We start from the raw sequence: 19,016 nt of genomic DNA, 5'->3' as shown, positions 1-19,016 counted from the left end.
TAGCTTTCGCGAACCATGCTGATCCAGTTTTTCTACACGCTGCGCGCCGCCAAGCTGCCGGTCTCCGTGAAGGAGTACCTGGGTTTGCTCGAAGCCTTGAAGGCCGGCGTGCTCGACGACGACGGTGGCCCCACGCTGGACAAGTTCTACGTGCTGGCGCGCGCCTGCCTGGTCAAGGACGAGGCGCTGTTCGACAAGTTCGACCGCGCCTTCGGCGCCTACTTCAAGGGCGTGGAGATGGTCACCGATCTGGCACGCGCCTTGCCCGAGGACTGGCTGCGCAAACAGCTGGAACTGGAGCTGACGCCCGAGCAGCGCGCTCAGCTGGAGGCGCTGGGCTGGGACGAGTTGATGGACACGCTGAAGAAGCGCCTCGAGGAACAGAAGGAGCGCCACGAGGGCGGGAACCGTTGGATAGGCACCGGCGGCACCAGCCCCTTCGGCCATGGCGGCGCCAATCCGCGCGGCGTGCGCATCGGCGGGCCCGGCGGGCAGCGCAGCGCGGTCAAGGTCTGGGAGCAGCGCGCCTACCGCGACTACGACGACGCCGTCGAGCTGGGCACGCGCAACATCAAGGTGGCGCTGCGCCGGCTGCGTCGCTTCGCCCGCGAGGGCTCGGAGCTGGAACTGGACCTGGAGCACACCATCCAGGCCACCGCGGCCAATGCCGGGCTGCTGGACATCAAGATGGTGCCCGAGCGGCACAACAAGGTGAAGCTGCTGCTGCTGATGGACGTCGGCGGCACGATGGACGAGCATGTGCACCGCGTCGAGGAGCTGTTCTCCGCGGTGAAGAGCGAGTTCAAGCACCTGGAGTTCTTTTACTTCCACAACTGCGTCTATGACTTCGTCTGGAAGAACAACCGCCGCCGCTTCGCCGAAAAGACCCCGACCTGGGACCTGATCCACAAGTACAACAAGGACTACAAGCTCATCTTCGTCGGCGACGCGACCATGAGCCCCTACGAAATCCTGCAGGCCGGCGGCAGCGTCGAATACAACAACGAGGAGCCCGGCGCCGAATGGCTGCAGCGTCTCACCCACGCCTTTCCCAGCCACGCCTGGATCAACCCCGAGCCGCAAGGCGTCTGGCAGTACCGCCAGAGCATTGCGCTGATCCAGCAGCTGATGCACCAGCGCATGTTCCCGCTGTCCCTGAGCGGTCTGGAAGCGGCCATGCGCATGCTCAGCAAATGACGGGACGCGGCTCCCGACTCGCGGCCGGGCTGCTGCTGGCGCTGCTGCTGGGCGGCTGCTCGGTGCTGACACGCCAGCCGGCGCCGGACGCCGCGGCCGGCGTGCCGGCCGCCGTCGAGCAGGGGCCGCGCGTCGCGGCCTATGAGCTGCGCATCAGCGCCCCCGGCGGGCTGGACGATCTGCTGATGCAGCACCTGGACCTGGCGCGCTTTCGCGAGGCCCCGGCCGACCAGCGGCTCAGCCCCTCCGAGCTGGCCCGCCTGGCCGCCAGCGCCCCCGAGCAGGCCCGCGCGCTGCTCGAAACCGAGGGCTACTTCAACCCACAGATCGAGCTGCAGCGCCAGCGCCGCGAATCGGACGGCCTCTACCAGCTGGCCCTGCAGGTGGACCCCGGCCCGCGCACCCTGGTCAGCCGGCTGAACCTGCGCGTGGACGGCGCGCTGCAGGCCGCCGCCCAGCGGGGCGAGCGCCGCGCGCAACGCCTGCTGGACGGACTGCAGAACGACTGGCCGCTGCAGCCGCAGACCGGCTTCAGCCAGCCACAGTGGTCGGCAGCCAAGAACGCGCTGCTGACGCGCGCGCGCAGCCAGGGCTACCCGCTGGCCCGGCTCAGCGACAGCCAGGCACGCGTGCTCGCCGCCGACAACCAGGTCGAGCTGGAACTGGTGCTGGACAGCGGCCCGCTGTTCCTGCTGGGCGAACTGCAGATCGAGGGGCTGAAGAACCAGCCCGAGCTGAGCGTGCGCCGCATCGCCGGCTATGACGAGGGCGACCCCTATCGCGAGAAGACCCTGCTGGACTTCCAGGAGCGGCTGATCAACACCCAGCTGTTCGACAGCGTCGCGGTGGAGATCCAGCCCGAGGCGGTCAGCGCCGCGGCCGGTCAGGAGACCGTGCAGGTACCGGTGCGCGTGCAGCTGCGCGAAGCGGCGCGCCAGCAGGTCACGCTGAGCCTGGGCTATCACAGCGCCAACGGGCCGTCGATCGGCGTCGAGCACATCCACCGCCGCCCGCTGGGGCTGAACCTGCGCGCGCGCACCAAGCTCAACCTGGGCCGCGACAAGAGCGTGATCGACACCGAGATCAGCTCCCATCCCCGCCCCGACATGCAGCGCAGCCTGGCCGCGCTCTACCTGGAGCGGATCAAGGCGGACCAGCAGGTCAACACCAACCTGCGCACCCGGCTGGGCTATGCGCGCGAGACCGAACGCCAGGACCGGCTGGACTACCTGGAACTGCTGCACGCCTGGGAGCGCGCGCCGGGACTGCCCCAGACACGCGCCAGCGCGATCTCCCTGAACGAGCAGCGCATCTGGCGCCGGCTGGATTCCAAGCTGCTGCCCACGCGCGGCTACAGCGCCAGCGTGCTGCTGGGCGCCGGCTGGGCCGACAGCAACACCGAGAGCCGCGGCCCCTTCGGCCGGCTGCGCGTGCTGGGCACCTGGTACCGCCCGCTGCCCTCCCGCTGGCTGTTCACCGCGCGCACCGAGTTCGGCCAGATCTTCGCCCGCGAGGACCTCGGCCTGCCCGAGGCGCTGCGCTTCCGAACCGGTGGCGACGACACCGTGCGCGGCTATGGCTTCGAAGACCTCGGCCCCACCGACGCCAAGGGCAACCGCACCGGCGGCCGGGTGCTCTGGAACGGCAGCGTGGAACTGGCCCATCCGCTCACCGCGCGCGTGCCGGGGCTGCTGGGCGCGGTCTTCATCGACGCCGGCCAGGCCGCGCCGCGCTGGAGCGATCTGAAACCCGCCTGGAGCTATGGCCTGGGCCTGCGCTACCGCAGCCCGGTGGGCGTGCTGCGCATGGACATCGCCAAGGGCAACCAGGCCGACCGGCCGCGCCTGCATTTCAGCGTCGCCATTGCGCTATGACGTCCTCGCCGCCCTCGCCCGAAGACGGGGCACCGCCCCCCAACGCCTCGCCCGCCCGGCGCCGCCGCGCCCGCGGCCTGCTGCTGGCCATGCTGGCCGCGCCGCTGCTGGTGGCGCTGGCCCTGTTGCTGCTCACCTGGGCACTGAAGAGCGAGTCGGGCACCGCCTGGGTGCTGGCGCGCGTGCCCGGGCTGAGCGTGGAGGACGCGCGCGGCAGCCTGGTCGGCGACTTCAGCGCGCGCCGCGTGCAGCTGCAGTTGCCTGGCGACGGCGGCCTCGTCCGCATCGACGCGCTGCAATGGCAAGACCTGACCCTGGCCTGGAATCGCTCGCCGCTGCTGTGGGGCGAGCTGCATCTGCGGCGCCTGACCATGGACCGGCTCACGCTGCAGCTGGCACCGTCCAAGGACGCCGAACCCAGCAAGCCGCCGACCGACCTGCTGCTGCCGCTGGCGCTCTTCGTCGAGCAGCTGGACATCGCCGAGCTGAGCTTCGAGCCGGGCAAGGCGCCGCTGCGCGGCATCTCCGGCCGGCTCGCGCTGGGCGACGAAGGCGGCGAGCTGCACCGCGCCGAACTGCGCTCGCTCGCCTGGCAGACGCTGCGTCTGCAGGGCCAGGCCCGCGTGGCGACGCGCGACACGATGGCGCTGCGCGGCAGCTTCACGCTGGCGCAGGACGCCGACGCGGCGCTGCCCTGGCAGGCCGCGCTGGCGCTGGACGGCCCGCTGCGCGCGCCGCAACTCACGGCCACGCTGCGGGCCGCGCGGCAGGCCCTGGACCTGCAGGCCACGCTGCTGCCCTTCGACGCCTTGCCGCTGCAGCGCCTGCAGGCGCGCGCCCACGAGCTGGACCTGTCGGCGCTGCTGGACTCGCTGCCCGCCACCGCGCTGACCGGCAGCGCGGACCTGGACCGCGCGCCGGGCGCGCGGGGCGCCGGCCTGCTGCGGCTGCGCAGCCAGCTCGCCAACGGACGCGCCGGCCGGCTGGACCAGGGCCGCGCGCCGCTGCGGTCGCTGCAGCTGGACCTGCAGCTCGACCCGTCCGACTGGAGCCGGCTGCAGCTGCGCCAGCTGGACGCCACGCTGCCCGGCCAGGGCCAGCTGCGTGCCACGGGCCAGAGCAGCGGCGGTGACGGCAGCGAGCTGCGCCTGCGCCTGGACGGGCTGGACAGCCGCGAGATCGACGCCCGCTGGCCCGCGCTGCGCGCCCGCGGCGAGCTGCGCCTGCAGACGCGCGCGGCCCTGTCCGGCGACCTGCTGGCGCAGCCGCTGAAGCTGCAGGGCCAGCTGAGCGGCGAGCTGGGCGGCGGGCCGGCAGCCGGCGCGCCGCGCGAGGCCAAGAACCAGCCGCCGCTGCCGCTGACGGTGGAGCTGCAGGCCCTGCTGGCGCCGCAGTCGCTGCAGCTGCAAAGCCTGCAGCTGCACAGCGGCCCGGCGCGGCTGCAGGCCAGTGCCGAACTGGCGTTGCGCAAGGCGCTGAGCCTGGACCAGGGCTGGTCCTTGAAGAGCGAGGCGCAGATCCAGGGGCTGGACCCGCGCCGCTTCGTTCCGGCGCTGGCCGCCGCGTCCAGCGCCCCTCATGAGCTGCATGGCCGCCTGCAGGCCCGGCTGGCCGGCGGCCCCGCCACGGTCTGGCCCGAGGGCACGGCGCAGCTGGAGATCCTGCCCAGCCAATGGGCCGGGCTGCCGCTGCAGGGCCGGCTGGACTACCGCCGCAGCGGCGCCGCGCGGCCCGAACTGCAGGCCCGGCTGGCGTTGGCCGACGCGTCGCTGCAGGCCTCGTCCACCGTGGCCGCGCAAGGCACGGCGGCCGCGGCCACCAGCGATCTGCAGCTGCAGCTGGGCGCGGAACTGCCCCGCCTGGCCAGCCTGCAGCCGCTGCTGCAGGGGCTGTGGCCCAAGGCCAGGCTCGACGGCCAGCTGCGCGCCGACCTGCGCCTGAACCTGGCGCCGGGCACGCGCGGCGGCACCGCCCAGTTCGCCAGCGACGGCGAACTGCAAGGGCGCGCGCTGAACCTGGCCGGCCTGCCCGGCCTCAGCACGGCGCGGCTGGACTCGCTGCAAGGCCAGTGGCAGCTCGCCAGCGCGGCCGAGCGGCCGCTGCTGGGGCGCGTCGAGCTGAACGGGCTGACCCTGCCGCAGCTGCGCCTGGAGCAGGCGCGCCTGAATCTGGATGGCAGCTGGGCCAAGCACCGGCTGCTGCTGGAAACGCAGGGACGGCTGGCACTGCCGGCGCTGCTGGCGCCGACCGCCGGGCCGCTGCCGCGCGAGGACGCGTCGGCTGCGCGCAAGCCCGGCCCGGTGCTGTACCCGGCCCGCGCGCGGCTGGCGTTGGAGGGCGCGCTGCTGCCGCGCGAGCGCCGCGGCGGCGCCGACCTGCCCGCGCTGTGGGCCCATGGCGGCCGCTGGCAGGCGCAGGCGCTGGAACTGCTGGCCCAGCCCGCCGCCACGGGCACCCTGCCTTGGCTGCAGGCCAGCGGGCTGGGCCTGACGCTGGAGCTGGACCCCGGCGCCACGCCGACCGCGCTGCAGTTGGCCCCCGGCCGTATGGAGCTGCTGGGCGCGGGGCTGCGCTGGGCGCGCGCCGAGCTGCAGGCTCCGCAGGGCTGGCAGGCCGAGCTGGCGCTGGAGCCGCTGAAGGCAGCGCCGCTGCTGGCGCGGCTGCAGCCGGACTTCGGCTGGGGCGGCGACCTGCTGATCAACGGCCAGCTGAGCACGCGGCGCGACGCGCGCGGCCTGGTGCTGGAGCTGGCGCTGGAACGCAGCAGCGGCGACCTCAGCGTGACCGACGAACTCAACACCCAGTGGCTGGGCCTGAGCGACCTGCGCCTGGGGCTGCAGGCCGACCGCGGCGTCTGGCACCTGACCCAGGGCATCGCCGGCAAGAACCTGGGCGCGGTGGGCGGCGCGCTGACCGCGCGCGTCGGCGACCCCTTCGCGCTGCCCGGCGCCCAGGCCGCGCTGGAGGGCGTGCTGGAAGCGCAGGTGGCCAACCTGGGCAACTGGGGCGCCTGGGTGCCGGCGGGCTGGCGCCTGGGCGGCAGCCTGTTCGCGTCCATGAGCCTGTCCGGCCGGCTCGGCTCGCCGCAGCTGCATGGCCGCGCTGGCGGCAGCGCGCTGTCGGTGCGCAACCCGCTGCTGGGCGTGGACATGGCGCAGGGCGAGTTCGCGCTGCAGATGGACGGCCAACAGGCGCTGCTGGAGCGCTTCAGCGCCAAGGCCGGCGACGGCACGCTGAACCTGAAGGGTCCGCTGGTCTTCGGCGCCAAGCCGCAGGCCAAGCTGCAGATCGAGGCGCGCCGCTTCGCGCTGCTGCAGCGCGTGGACCGTCGCGTCGTCGCCAGCGGCGACGCGACGCTGGAGCTGGGGCTGCGGTCGCTGGCGCTGAACGGGCGCTTCGCGGTCGACGAGGGCCTGGTCGATTTCTCGCGCGCCGGCGCGCCGCAGCTGGACGCCGACGTCCAGGTGCTGCGCGAGCCCAGCCAGGCCCAGGCCAAGGCGGCCCAGGGCACGGACAAGCCCGTGCAGGTGCAGCTCGACCTGGACCTGGACCTGGGCGAGCGCCTGCGCCTGAAGGGCTACGGCATCGACACCCGGCTGGGCGGCACGCTGAAGCTCGCGCAGTCGGGCACCGGCAAGCCGACACTGAACGGCAGCGTGCGCACCGTGGGCGGCAGCTTCGCCGCCTATGGCCAGAAGCTGACCGTCGAGAAAGGCGTCTTCAGCTTCGTCGGCCCGCTGGACAACCCGCGCCTGGACGTGCTCGCGATCAAGCCCGGGCTGGACGAGGTGCGCGTGGGCGTGACCGTCGGCGGCACCGCGCACAATCCGCGCATCAAGCTCTATTCCGACCCCGAGATGAGCGAAACCGCCAAGCTGTCCTGGCTGGTGCTGGGCCGCTCGCCCGACAACCTGGGCCGCAGCGACACCGTGCTGATGCAGCGCGCCGCGCTGGCCCTGCTGTCGGGCAGCGGCGAGAGCAGCAGCGACAAGCTGATCAAGAGCCTGGGGCTGGACGAGCTGAGCTTCGGCGGCGACACCGAGGACGCGCGCGGCACCGTGGTGCGTCTGGGCAAGCAGATCAGCCGCAACGTCTACCTGGGCTACGAGCGCGGGCTCAACGCCACCACCGGCAGCTGGCAGCTGATCTACCGCCTCGCCAACCGCTTCACGCTGCGCGCGCTGGCCGGCGAAGAACAGGGGCTGGACCTGATCTGGCAATGGAAGTGGGAATAAGCCCCGCCCGCAAGACCTGACCCCGGGCACTTCAAGCCCCTGCCCGGGCCCTCGCATCGCCCCTGACCACCGCACCGGGCCCACCCCGGCGGCCCAGTCGGTTCATGCGACAATCCCGCGCTTCGGTGCCGCCAGGCACCCGGGCTCGCCGTAGTTCAATGGATAGAACGGCCGCCTCCTAAGCGGCAAATACAGGTTCGATTCCTGTCGGCGGGACCATGCGCGCCAGCGCGAAGCCTCTTCCTCCTGCGATGCGTGATCCGTGAGCCCCCCCGCGCCTCATGACAGCGTCGCCCCGCTCCCCCCCTCCCGCCGCTGCGCTGTCCCGTCGGCGACAGCCGTTGCGAGCATTTCTGCACGAAGCCCGCGCTTGCCGCGCGATCGGCGGCCCGCGCCCTAGACCCAAGTCAAGCCAGCCGTCAGCCACGCTGGCGAGGATGTGCCGGCAGGTTGCGCACATGCCCTTAGCACTTCGCGGCCGGCCCTCCTCCCAGAAACATAAAAATCGATCATCCCCATGGCTTCTTCGCCCGACTCCCGGCCCCTTGCCCACGACAGCCGCTTCTTCCAGTACCACGGCGCCTGGGCCCCCGGCGTGCGGCTGTTTCGCAGCCTGCGCTTCGGCCCCAAGGCGGCGCTGATCTCGCTGGCCTTTCTGCTGCCGCTGCTGCTGCTGGCGGCGGCGTACTGGCGCACGGCGCAGGCCACGCTGGAAGTTTCGCGCCACGAGCGCGCCGGCGTCGCGCTGATGCAGGCGCTCGAGCCCTGGCTGATCGAGGTGCAGAAGCAGCGCCGCCTGGTGCTGTCCGGTCTCAGCGCCAGGCCCGACATGGACGCCATCGCCAAGCAGCGCGCCGCGCTGGCCGAGCTGATCCAGAGCCAGCCCGGCGGGCTGGACCTGGCCCAGGACCTGGCGGCACTGCAGCCCGCGCATGAGACGCTGGCCCGGGCCCGCGGCGAGCCCGCGGCGCTGGCCGCGCCGCTGCAGGAGTATGTGGAGGCGATACGCGGACTGCGGCGACTGATCCTGGACCGCTCGGAGCTGACGCTGGACCGCGACCAGGACAGCCACTACGTGATGCTGGTGGCCACCGAGATCAGCTCGGACGTGATCGAGTCGGTCTCGCGCTCGCGCGCCCTGGCCGGCGCGGCCGCGCGCGAAGGCCGGGGCGACGGCGCCACGCTGCGCGAGCTCTACGCGGTCTGGCACCAGGGCTATGGCAAGCTCCAGCTGATCGACACCGCGGCCCAGCGGGCGACCGCGGCGAATCCGGAACTGCAGCAGCGGCTCGGCACCGCCGAAGCACTGCGCGTCACCCGCGCCTTCTACGACGCCGCCGCGCAGGCCTGGTTCGGCGACAGCTTTGCCGCCGAGGTGCAGAAGCTCGGCCAGCCGGGCCAGGCGGCGGTGGACAGCCTGCGGGCCCTGAGCCAGGACGCGACCCGGCTGCTCGATGAGCTGCTGCAGGCGCGCATCGAGCGCACCGAGTCGGCGCGCGACTGGGCCTTTGGCGCGGTGCTGCTGGGCCTGCTCATCGCGGGCTATCTGTTCCATTCCTTCTACCTGGTGATGGACGGCGGCCTGCGCGAGGTCGCTCGCCATCTGGACGCGATGAGCGAGGGCGACCTCACCACCACGCCGCACCCCTGGGGCCGCGACGAAGCCGCGGAGCTGATGCACGTGATGGCGCGCATGCAGGAGAGCCTGCGTCGGATGGTGCTCAACGTCGGCGGCTCGGCCGAGGACATCGCCCATGCCAGCGACGAGATCGCCAGCGGCGCGATGGACCTGTCCGGCCGCACCGAGCAGACCGCGGCCAACCTGCAGCAGTCCGCCGCCGCGATGGAGCAGATCAGCGCCACCGTGCAGCAGACCGCGCAGCACACGCAGAGCGCGACCGCCGGCGCCAGCGAGAACGCCCGTTTCGCGCAGCGCGGCGGCGCGGTGATGACGCAGATGGTGGGCACGATGGAGGAGATCCAGCAGTCCTCCCACCGCATTGCCGACATCATCGGCGTGATCGACGGCATCGCCTTCCAGACCAACATCCTCGCGCTCAACGCCGCGGTGGAAGCGGCGCGCGCCGGCGAACAGGGCCGCGGCTTCGCGGTCGTCGCCGGCGAGGTGCGCCAGCTCGCGCAGCGCAGCGCCGAGGCGGCCAAGGAGATCAAGGCCCTGATCCAGTCCAGCGTGGCGCGCATCGGCGGGGGCACCGAGGTGGCCCGCGAGGCAGGGGCGACGATGGAAGAGATCGTCAGCAGCGCGGCCCAGGTCAACGGCCTGCTGGGCCAGATCGCCACCGCGTCGCGCGAGCAGAGCCAGGGCCTCGGCCAGGTGCGCGAATCGGTGCAGGAGCTGGACCGCGTGACGCAGCAGAACGCCGCGATGGTGGAGCAGACCGCCGCCGGCGCCGCAGCGCTGCGCGACCTGGCGCGCGCGCTCAACGAGCAGGTGGCGCGCTTCAAGCTGCCGCCCCAGGCGCGCGCCGCGATGGCGAAGCAGCGCAGCGCGCAGATGAGCGCCACCGCGCCGCAGGACCTGGACATCGACGCCGCGATCGACGCCCACCGCCAGTGGAAGGTGCGGTTGCGCGCCGCGCTCGAGAACCGGCTGCAGCTGAACGCCGAGCAGATCGCCTGTGACGACGCCTGCGTGCTGGGGCAGTGGATCTACGGCAGGGACGGCCAGCGCATGAGCAGCGCCCCCGGCTTCGTCACGCTGCTGGAGCAGCACCAGGCCTTCCACCGCGCGGCCGGCGAGGTGGCGCGGCGCATCAATGCCGGACAGATGGGCGACGCCCAGCGCCTGCTGGGCTCGGGCTCCGAGTTCGCCAGCGCGTCCAACGGCGTCGCGCTCGCGCTGACCCGCCTCAAGCGCGGGCGCTGAGCGCCGGGTGCCGCCTGCCGCGGCCGCCCTTGAAGCGACGGAGGACCGGGCGGCTTCGCAGTCGCCCCGACTCGCCTCGGCTCACCCCGCAAGCCCTGGGCCGCCGAGCCCGAGCCAGCCGGGCTCGGCGGCGCGTCGCGCGCGACTCAGCGCCGCCGCATCGCGCGCGACAGCATCAGCACCGGCACCAGCCCGACCAGCACGATGGTGAGCGACGGCAGCGCGGCTTCGCCCAGGCGCTCGTCGCGCGCCAGCTGGTAGGCCACCACGGCCAGGGTGTCGCTGTCGAAGGGGCGCAGCACCAGCGTGGCGGGCAGTTCCTTCATCACGTCGACAAAGACCAGCAGCGCCGCGGCCAGCGCCGAACGCGTCAGCAGCGGCGCATGCAGCTCCAGGAACAGGCGCCGGCGCGAGGCGCCCAGCATGCGCGCGCTCTCGTCCACCAGCGGCGAGATGCGCGCGTAGCCCGCCTGCACCGACTGCAGCGCCACGCCGGAGAAGCGCACCAGATAGGCATACATCAAACCGAGCATGGTCCCCGTCATCAGCGCCGGCAGCTGGAGCGTGGGCCAGGCCTGCTGCATCCAGCCCATGGGCAGCAGCAGCCCCACCGCGATCACCGCGCCCGGCACCGCATAGCCCAGCGACACCACGCGGCCGGCCGCCGCCAGCAGGCCTTGCTCCAGGCGCTCACCCCAGCTCCGCCAGGCGCGCCAGCCTTGCGCCGCGACCTGATCCTGCGCGGCCCCGCGCGCGCGCAGGCGCTGCGCATGGCCCAGCACCAGGGCCAGCAGCACCGCGCCCAGCGCGGCCAGGCCGGCCAGCTTCAGGCTGGTCCAGCTCCACTGCCCGTAGCGCGCGAGGTTCAGCGCCAGCGCCGGCTCCAGCTCCGAGTACTTCAGCTCCAGCAACAGCAGACGCACCAACACCGCCAAGGGCACGACGAAGCCCAGCAGGATGGGCAGCGCGCACAGCAGCCAGGCCCCGATCGCCGCGCCGCCGTGCAGGCGCAGCGGGCGGGCCTCGGCGCCATGCTGGGCGCCGGCACGGCTGGTGGCGAAGCGCAGACGCGCCTGCGCGCGGTGCTCGGCCCACAGCAGCAGCGCCACCACGAGCAGCAGCACCGAAGCCAGCTGCGCCGCGGCGGCACGGTCGTTCATCACCAGCCAGGCCTTGTACACCCCCGTGGTGAAGGTGTTGAGCCCGAAATAGGCACCCACGCCGTAGTCGGCCAGCGTCTCCATCAGCACCAGCGCGACGCCGGCCGCCAGCGCCGGCCGCGCCAGCGGCAGCGCGACCTCGCGCACGCGCCGCCACGGCCCGGCGCCCAGCAGCCGCGCGGCCTCCATCAGCACCACGGCGCGTTCCGCCAGCGCGGTGCGCGTGAGCAGGTAGACATAGGGATAGAGGCACAACACGAAGACCAGCACCGCGCCCCAGAGACTGCGCGGGTCCGGCAGCAGCGCGCCCTCGCGCCCGGTGAGCGCGCGCAGGCCGACCTGCAGCGGGCCGCTGAACTGGAAGAAGTCGGTGTAGGCATAGGCCGCCACATAGGCCGGCATCGCCATGGGCAGCAGCAGCGCCCATTCAAACCAGCGCCGCCCCGGGAAGTCGAACAGGCTCACCGCCGCGGCGCAGGCCCCGCCCAGCAGTGCCACGCCCAGCGCCACCGCGAGCGAGAGCTTCAGCGAACTCCAGGCATAGTCGGGCAGCACGGTGCTGGCCTGGTGCTTGAGCAGCGCCAGCGACTGCGCGTCCAGGGTCAGCCAGGAGCCCAGCACCGAGAGCACCGGCAGGGCCAGCAGCAGGCAGAACAGAAGGATCAGTCGTCGCACGGGGGCTAGCCCTTGCGGGGCTTGGTGAGGGCGGGTGGGCCAACCCGATATCATATCTGCCCATGTTTCTGTCTCTCGAACAGGTCGGCCTGCGCTACCCCCAGTCCAGCGGCCGGCGCGACGCCGTCGCCGCGGCGACGCTGGGATTGGCGCAGGGCCAGATCGGGGTGCTGATCGGCCCGTCGGGCTGCGGCAAGACCACGCTGCTGCGCGCGATCGCCGGCCTGGAACGGCTGCACGAGGGCCGCATCGCCATCGCCGGCGAGACCCTGGCCGATGCGCAGCAGGGCCTGCATCTGGCGCCGGAGGCGCGCCGCATCGGCATGGTCTTCCAGGACTATGCGCTGTTCCCGCACCTGAGCATCGCCGACAACATTGGCTTCGGCCTCAAGCACCTGGCGCGCGCCGAACGCCAGCAGCGCATCGAGCAGATGCTGGACCTGGTGGGCTTGGGCCACGCCGCCCGGCGCGCGCCGCACCAGCTGTCCGGCGGCCAGCAGCAGCGCGTCGCGCTGGCACGCGCGCTGGCGCCGGCGCCGCGCCTGCTGCTGCTGGACGAGCCCTTCTCCAGCCTGGACGTGGACCTGCGCGAGCGCCTGTCGCAGGAGCTGCGCGCCATCCTGCGCGAGATGGGCACGACCGCGCTGTTCGTGACGCACGACCAGGCCGAGGCCTTCGCGATCGGCGACCGCGTCGGCGTGATGCACCAGGGCCGGCTGGAGCAATGGGACGAGGCCTACGCGGTCTACCACCGCCCGGCGACGCGCTTCGTCGCCGACTTCATCGGCCATGGCGTCTTCGTGCCGGCGCGCATCGTCGCCGGCCCCGACGGGCCGCGCGTGCAGACCCCGCTGGGCGAGGTGGGCGGGCTGGGCGTGCTGTCCGGCCCCCCGGACAGCCAGGCCTGCCCGCTGCCCAGCGCCTACCCGGACGGCGAATGCGAGCTGCTGCTGCGCGCCGACGACATCGTCCACGACGACAGCGCGCCGTCCAAGGCGCAGATCGAGCGCAAGGTCTTCCGCGGCGCCGAGTTCCTCTACACGCTGCGCCTGGCCAGCGGCGAGCGCCTGATGGCCCATGTGCCCTCGCACCACGACCACCAGATCGGCGAATGGATAGGCATACGCGCGGCGATGGACCATGTGGTGACCTTCGCGCGCGAACCCCACCCGGCCCAGGCCGATTGAAACCGGCCGGATCGCCCCAAGCTCGGTGTCTTCCGGCATCCCCGCGGCGCCAGCAATCCACGAACCCGCGTGTTTCCTGGGGAAACACCGGGCTTATCGCGTGACCGGCGCCTGCAGAGATCATGGGGCCAGGCATATACTGAAGGCGCCCAACGTCCGCCCGCTTCGGAGCGGAAAGAAGGTGCCCCTGGTCCAGGCCCTGGCCCGGACCGCCCCCGAGGGGGGTCAGAAAACTCGGGGCCGCCCTTCGTTTTCTTGAAGCCAAGCAGCAAGGCTGAGTCAGACATTAGGAATCCACGCATCATGGGCAGCAAATTGAAGGTCGCGGGTTGGGTCGCGCTGGGCGCCGTCACCGGCGCATTGACCACGATGCAACTGCAGGCGAACGCCCGCAGCCCCCTCTCTCCCCTGCCGCTGGAAGAGCTGCAGCAGCTCGCCGCGGTGTTCGGCATCGTGAAGTCCGACTACGTCGAGGCGGTCGACGAGAAAAAGCTGATCAACGACGCCATCTCCGGCATGGTGGCCGGGCTGGATCCGCACTCGCAGTACTTCGACAAGAAGAACTTCAAGGAGTTCCGCGAGAGCACCAGCGGCAAGTTCGTCGGCGTGGGCATCGAGATCGGCATGGAAGACGGCCTGGTCAAGATCGTCTCGCCGATCGAGGGATCCCCCGCCTTCCGCGCCGGCCTGAAGAGCGGCGACCTGATCACCAAGATCGACGACACCGCGGTCAAGGGCCTGAGCCTGGACCAGGCCGTCAAGCGCATGCGCGGCGAGCCCAGCACCAAGGTGATGCTGACCATCTTCCGCAAGACCGAGTCGCGCACCTTCCCGGTCACGATCACGCGCGAGGAAATCCGCGTGCAGAGCGTGCGCGCCAAGATGGTGGAGCCGGGCTACGCCTGGCTGCGCGTGAGCCAGTTCCAGGACCGCACGGTGGAAGATTTCGCCGCCAAGCTGGCCGATCTGTACAAGCAGGACCCCAAGCTCAAGGGCCTGGTGCTGGACCTGCGCAACGACCCGGGCGGCCTGCTCGAGGGCGCGGTGGCGCTGTCGGCGGCCTTCCTGCCCGGCGGCGTCGAGGTGGTGTCGACCAACGGCCAGATCGCCGAGGCCAAGGCCAGCTACAAGGCCAGCCCCGACTACTACCTGCGCCGCGGCAGCAGCGACCCGCTGAAGAAGCTGCCCGAGGCGGTGAAGAACGTGCCGCTGGTGGTGCTGGTCAACGGCGGTTCGGCGTCGGCCAGCGAGATCGTCGCCGGCGCGCTGCAGGACCACAAGCGCGCGATGGTGATGGGCGAACAGACCTTCGGCAAGGGCTCGGTGCAGACCGTGCGCCAGCTGGGCCCGGAGAGCGCGCTCAAGCTCACGACCGCGCGCTACTACACGCCCAAGGGCCGCTCCATCCAGGCCACCGGCATCGTGCCCGACGTGATGCTGGACGAGACCGCCGAGGGCAATGTCTTCGCCGCGCTGCGCACCCGCGAGGCCGACCTGGAAAAGCACCTGACCGGCAAGGACGAGGTCAAGGACGAGGCCGCCGCCAAGGAGCGCGAGAAGGCGCGCGAGGAAGCGCGCAAGAAGCTGGAAGAGGAATTCGCCAAGCGCCACGAGCCGCCCAAGCCGCTGCCCGAGTTCGGCAGCACCGAAGACTTCCCGCTGCAGCAGGCGCTGAATCAGCTCAAGGGCAAGCCGGTGATTGCGTCCAAGACCGCCACCGAGCGCAAGGCCGAGGCCAAGCCGGGCGAATAAGTCGCTGACGCGTCGGCCGCCCGGCCGTCACCCTTCCCCCAGAGCGCCGCACCTTTGCGGCGCTCTTGCTTTCAGGCCCGGCCCAGGTCCGGCCGGGATTCGCCGGCCGGCTCCCCTCGGTCGAGCAAGCCCTGGAAGCTCTTCACCAGCGCCGCGCGATCGTCCGCCCCCAGGATCTCGAAGAATCGCTGATCCACGGCTTCGACGACCTGCACGGCGCGCGCCGCCAGCGCCCGGCCATGGGGCGTGGCGCGGATCAGCTTGGCGCGGGTGTCCTCGGGATGGGACTCGCGGGTGACCCAGCCTTGGGCCACCAGGGTGCGCACCACCTGCGAGGTGGTCATGGGGTCGCTGCCCGCCAGCTGCGCCAGCGCGGCCTGCGTGAGCGGCTGAGGGTCGCCGAACCAGGTGCTCACCGCCAGCATGACAAATTGCGTGTGCGTCAGCCCCAGCGGCTGCAGCGCCGCGCGTTGCTCGCGTTGCCAGGCGTTGGACACCCGCCAGAGCAGAAAGCCGGGGCTGTCGTTCGGACCCGGATGGCGGGTGGGCAGAGGCTTGGCGGGGCGGCTGGGCTTCATGACAGAGTCAGGCGGCGGCCCCGGCGTCTTCCGAGGGCTGGTCCATGGCGAGGAGAAGGTGGCGCGCATCCTGCTGCGACCAGGGCTCCAGCCCCCGCCGCGGCACCGTGCCCCCGTTCGGGCTTGCGCAGAGTGACGGATTTTCGCCCATCACTCGCAGGTGCGACACCACGCCCAGCGTCGCCTTCATGCCGCGTCCCGAGAGGTCGACGCGGCCTGCGCCCGTTGGGCCAGCGCTTCGATCACTTGCGGAAAGTCCGACGAAACCTCGTCGCACAGGGACTGGGCATCCGGCCCCCGCACCTCGATCGTGTAGCAGATGCGGCAGCCCGTTCCGTCGGCCGACGCGGACGGCAGGATCTCGTGGCGCACGCGGACCATCATCGGCCCGACCTCGGTCTCGTCGGTGAAGCACCGGGCCGGCACCACATCGACAAGCCGAGAGCGGAGAGACATCCCCTCAGGCAGGTCCATGGTGAACCAGGCGCCCTCGGCAAATAAACCGTCCAGGGCCGCGCTGCGCACGCCTGGGTTCCATTCGTGCCACCGGGCGACATCGGACAGACAGTCCCAGACCGCCTGCGGCGAAGCCGCGCAATGGCCCAGAACAGAGCGGGTGGCAAGAGGGGTCGACGGCATGATCAGCTCCTTTATGTATGTGCAATTATTATATGCATGCATATTTAATGTCAAAACCTCCGCAACGCCATGAATCCGCGCGAGGGGCCAGTCGGGTCGGGCGGCCCGCCCCTTTCCCCTGTCACGGGTCCCCCGGAGGCTATGCTTCACCCATGACTGACGAACAACTGCTGCGCTACTCGCGGCACATCCTGCTCGACGAGCTGGGCGTGGAGGGACAGCAGCGCCTGCTGCAGTCCCATGCGCTGGTGATCGGCGCCGGCGGCCTGGGATCGCCGGTGGCGCTGTTCCTGGGCAGTGCCGGCGTGGGCCGCATCACGCTGGTGGACGCCGACACGGTGGACCTCACCAATCTGCAACGCCAGCTGGCGCACAACCTGGCCCGCGTGGGTCAGCCCAAGGTGCTGTCGGCCGCGGCCGGCATCGCCGCGATCAACCCCGAACCCGAGGTCCGGGCGCTGCAGCAGCGCGCCGGCGCCGCCCTGCTGGACGAATGGGTGCCGCAGGCCGATGTGGTGCTGGACTGCAGCGACAACTTCGCCACCCGCCACCTGGTCAACGCCGCCTGCGTGCGCCATGGCCGCCCGCTGGTTTCCGGCGCCGCGTTGGGCTTTGACGGCCAGTTGAGCGTGTATGACACGCGCCGCGCCGACTCGCCCTGTTATGCCTGCCTGTTCCCGCCCGACCCGGGCTTCGAGGAACAGCGCTGCGCCACCCTGGGTGTGTTCGCGCCGCTGGTGGGCATCATCGGCAGCATGCAGGCCGCCGAAGCCCTGAAGCTGATGTCCGGCATGGACAGCCAGCTGCCCGGCCGGCTGCTGGTGCTGGACGCGCGCCGCATGGAGTGGAACGAAATCCGCCTCCAGCCCGACCCGGCCTGCGCCTGCTGCCGCGAACACCGCGGTCCGACGCAATAAAACGCCGTATTCACAGCCCAAGCGATCAGGAAATTACTCCCATCGCCCCTTAAGCTACCGCCGCCCCGCGTGGGCCAGACCACCATGATCCGCCACGACAAGCTCGCCGCCCGCAACTTCCCGTCCGCCGAGGAAGAGGCCCGCCAACCCGCACCGCAGGAAATCAGCCAACTGCCCGCCTACCGGCTGGCCTTCGCCGACGAGGACTTCCTGCTGCGCGAGGAACTGCGCCCGGTGCGCATGCAGCTGGAGCTGCTCAAGCCCGAGCTGATCCAGAAGGAGCTGGGCATCGAGCACACAGTGGTGATCTTCGGCAGCGCGCGCATCCCGGACCGGGCCAGCGCCGAACAGGCGCTGGAGCAGGCGCGCGCGGACGCCGACCCCGACGCCATCCGCCGCGCCGAACGCCGCCTGGGCATGAGCCGCTACTACGAGGAGGCGCGCCGCTTCGCGCGCCTGGTGACCGAGAACACCGGCAGCCGCCCGCACCCCATCTATGTCGTGACCGGCGGCGGCCCCGGCATCATGGAGGCCGGCAACCGTGGCGCCTACGAGGCGGGCGGACGCAGCCTGGGGCTGAACATCGTGCTGCCGCACGAGCAGTTCCCCAACCCCTACATCACGCCCGAGCTGTGCTTCCGCTTTCACTATTTCGGGCTGCGCAAGATGCACTTCCTGATCCGCTCGGTGGCGCTGGTGTGCTTCCCGGGCGGCTACGGCACGCTGGACGAGTTGTTCGAAACCCTCACGCTGATCCAGACCGGCAAGTGCCGCCGCCGGCCCATCCTGCTGTTCGGGCGCGAGTTCTGGTCGCGCCTGATCGACTTCGAACTGCTGATCGACTCCGGCATGATCAGCCCCGGCGACGAGCAGCTCTTCCGCTATGTCGAAACCGCCGAGGAGGCCTGGGCCTTGCTGAAGGCGGAGTACGAGATCGGCAACCACAACCACGTGAATTCCAACGAACCCATCTGACGAGGCCTGCGATGACCCAAGCGCGTTCCGTTTCCCTGATTGGCGCCCCCACCGATGTGGGCGCCGGCGCCCGCGGGGCCAGCATGGGCCCCGAGGCCCTGCGCGTGGCCGGGCTGGCCGAGGCGCTGCGCGGGCATGGTGTGGACGTGCTGGACCGCGGCAATCTCAGCGGCCCCTCCAACCCCTGGCTGCCGCCGGTGGACGGCTACCGCCACCTGGGCGAGGTCGCGGCCTGGAACCAGGCGGTGCACGACGCGGTGCACCAGGAACTGCAGGGCGGCCGCATGCCCATCCTGCTGGGCGGCGACCATTGCCTGGGCCTGGGCTCCATCAGCGCGGTGGCGCGCCACTGCCGCGAGACCGGCAAGAAGCTGCGCGTGCTGTGGCTGGACGCGCATGCCGACTTCAACACCAGCGCGCTGACCCCCAGCGGCAACATCCACGGCATGCCGGTGGCCTGCCTGTGCGGTTTCGGCCCGCAGGAGCTGATCTCCATCGGCGGCCAGGTGCCGGCGATCAGCCCCAAGTGGGTGCGCCAGATCGGCATCCGCAGCGTGGACGCGGGCGAGAAGCGCTTCGTGCACGAGCAGGAGCTGGAGGTGTTCGACATGCGCTACATCGACGAAATGGGCATGCGCCACACCATGGAGCTGGCGCTGGCCACGCTGGACGCCAACACCCATCTGCACGTCTCCTTCGACGTGGACTTCCTGGACCCCGACGTCGCCCCCGGCGTCGGCACCACCGTGCCCGGCGGCCCGACCTACCGCGAAGCCCAGCTGTGCATGGAGATGATCGCCGACACCGGCCGCCTCGCGTCGCTGGATGTGATGGAGCTGAACCCGGCGCTGGACGTCAGGAACAAGACCGCGCTGATCGCCGTGGACCTGATCGAATCGCTGTTCGGCAAGAGCACGCTGATGCGCAAATGAGCGCCGGC

13 protein-coding genes and 1 tRNA gene are annotated in these 19,016 nt (G+C 71.6%); 10 read left to right on the top strand and 4 right to left on the bottom strand.

The annotated features are described in order from the left end of the window. Positions 1–15 precede the first annotated feature (15 nt). From LZ017_RS10255 to LZ017_RS10235, 5 genes are all read left to right on the top strand, one after another. On the top strand, positions 16–1,197 hold the full coding sequence (locus LZ017_RS10255; RefSeq protein WP_241396727.1) for a VWA domain-containing protein: 1,182 nt from the start codon (positions 16–18) through the stop codon (positions 1,195–1,197). Then, positions 1,194–3,071 (top strand): autotransporter assembly complex family protein, encoded by a 1,878-nt coding sequence (locus LZ017_RS10250; RefSeq protein ID WP_241396726.1) that lies wholly within the window; start codon positions 1,194–1,196, stop codon positions 3,069–3,071. Before LZ017_RS10255 ends, LZ017_RS10250 begins: the two co-directional genes overlap by 4 nt. Then, positions 3,068–7,306, top strand: a complete 4,239-nt coding sequence (locus LZ017_RS10245; RefSeq protein WP_241396725.1) for a translocation/assembly module TamB domain-containing protein — start codon at positions 3,068–3,070, stop codon at positions 7,304–7,306. Before LZ017_RS10250 ends, LZ017_RS10245 begins: the two co-directional genes overlap by 4 nt. Positions 7,307–7,450: 144 nt before the next feature. Then, positions 7,451–7,525, top strand: a tRNA-Arg gene (locus tag LZ017_RS10240). A gap of 298 nt (positions 7,526–7,823) precedes the next feature. Beyond that, entirely contained in the window at positions 7,824–10,193 is a 2,370-nt protein-coding gene (locus tag LZ017_RS10235; protein WP_241396724.1) for a methyl-accepting chemotaxis protein, read from the top strand. A 146-nt stretch (positions 10,194–10,339) separates the two neighbouring features. Here LZ017_RS10235 and LZ017_RS10230 read toward each other — a convergent pair whose 3' ends face one another. Then, positions 10,340–12,082, bottom strand: a complete 1,743-nt coding sequence (locus tag LZ017_RS10230; RefSeq protein WP_277604633.1) for an iron ABC transporter permease — start codon at positions 12,080–12,082, stop codon at positions 10,340–10,342. A gap of 8 nt (positions 12,083–12,090) precedes the next feature. On the opposite strand from LZ017_RS10230, the gene LZ017_RS10225 reads away from it, so the two are divergent. Both LZ017_RS10225 and LZ017_RS10220 read left to right on the top strand, forming a co-directional pair. Continuing rightward, entirely contained in the window at positions 12,091–13,215 is a 1,125-nt protein-coding gene (locus LZ017_RS10225) for an ABC transporter ATP-binding protein (protein WP_241396722.1), read from the top strand. Between the two features lie 303 nt (positions 13,216–13,518). After that, positions 13,519–14,967, top strand: a complete 1,449-nt coding sequence (locus tag LZ017_RS10220) for a S41 family peptidase (protein WP_241396721.1) — start codon at positions 13,519–13,521, stop codon at positions 14,965–14,967. Between the two features lie 71 nt (positions 14,968–15,038). On the opposite strand, the gene LZ017_RS10215 is transcribed toward LZ017_RS10220, so the two are convergent. From LZ017_RS10215 to LZ017_RS10205, 3 genes are read right to left on the bottom strand one after another with little or no spacing between them, the layout of a single operon-like run. Then, the gene (locus LZ017_RS10215) at positions 15,039–15,545 is read right to left on the bottom strand and encodes a MarR family winged helix-turn-helix transcriptional regulator (RefSeq protein ID WP_241396720.1); all 507 of its coding nucleotides are present in this window, start codon (positions 15,543–15,545) and stop codon (positions 15,039–15,041) included. A 7-nt stretch (positions 15,546–15,552) separates the two neighbouring features. Then, the gene (locus LZ017_RS10210; RefSeq protein ID WP_241396719.1) at positions 15,553–15,735 is read right to left on the bottom strand and encodes a hypothetical protein; all 183 of its coding nucleotides are present in this window, start codon (positions 15,733–15,735) and stop codon (positions 15,553–15,555) included. Then, on the bottom strand, positions 15,732–16,184 hold the full coding sequence (locus LZ017_RS10205) for an SRPBCC family protein (protein ID WP_241396718.1): 453 nt from the start codon (positions 16,182–16,184) through the stop codon (positions 15,732–15,734). The genes LZ017_RS10210 and LZ017_RS10205 overlap by 4 nt, the downstream gene beginning before the upstream one ends. A 152-nt stretch (positions 16,185–16,336) precedes the next feature. On the opposite strand from LZ017_RS10205, the gene LZ017_RS10200 reads away from it, so the two are divergent. The 3 genes from LZ017_RS10200 to rocF all read left to right on the top strand — a co-directional run bounded on the left by LZ017_RS10200 (position 16,337) and on the right by rocF (position 19,008). Beyond that, a complete protein-coding gene (locus tag LZ017_RS10200; RefSeq protein WP_241396717.1) occupies positions 16,337–17,101 on the top strand; it encodes a HesA/MoeB/ThiF family protein in 765 nt (254 codons plus the stop codon). Positions 17,102–17,185: 84 nt separating this feature from the next. Continuing rightward, positions 17,186–18,076: an LOG family protein gene (locus LZ017_RS10195; RefSeq protein WP_241396716.1), complete on the top strand. Its 891-nt coding sequence runs from the start codon at positions 17,186–17,188 to the stop codon at positions 18,074–18,076. Between the two features lie 11 nt (positions 18,077–18,087). Then, a complete protein-coding gene (gene rocF / locus LZ017_RS10190) occupies positions 18,088–19,008 on the top strand; it encodes an arginase (RefSeq protein ID WP_241396715.1) in 921 nt (306 codons plus the stop codon). The last annotated feature ends 8 nt before the right edge of the window (positions 19,009–19,016 follow it).

Origin of the sequence: Pelomonas sp. CA6 (assembly GCF_022549225.1) — a bacterium.
Taxonomy (GTDB): Bacteria; Pseudomonadota; Gammaproteobacteria; order Burkholderiales; family Burkholderiaceae_C; genus Roseateles.
This window is presented reverse-complemented; position numbering and strand designations above follow the sequence as displayed.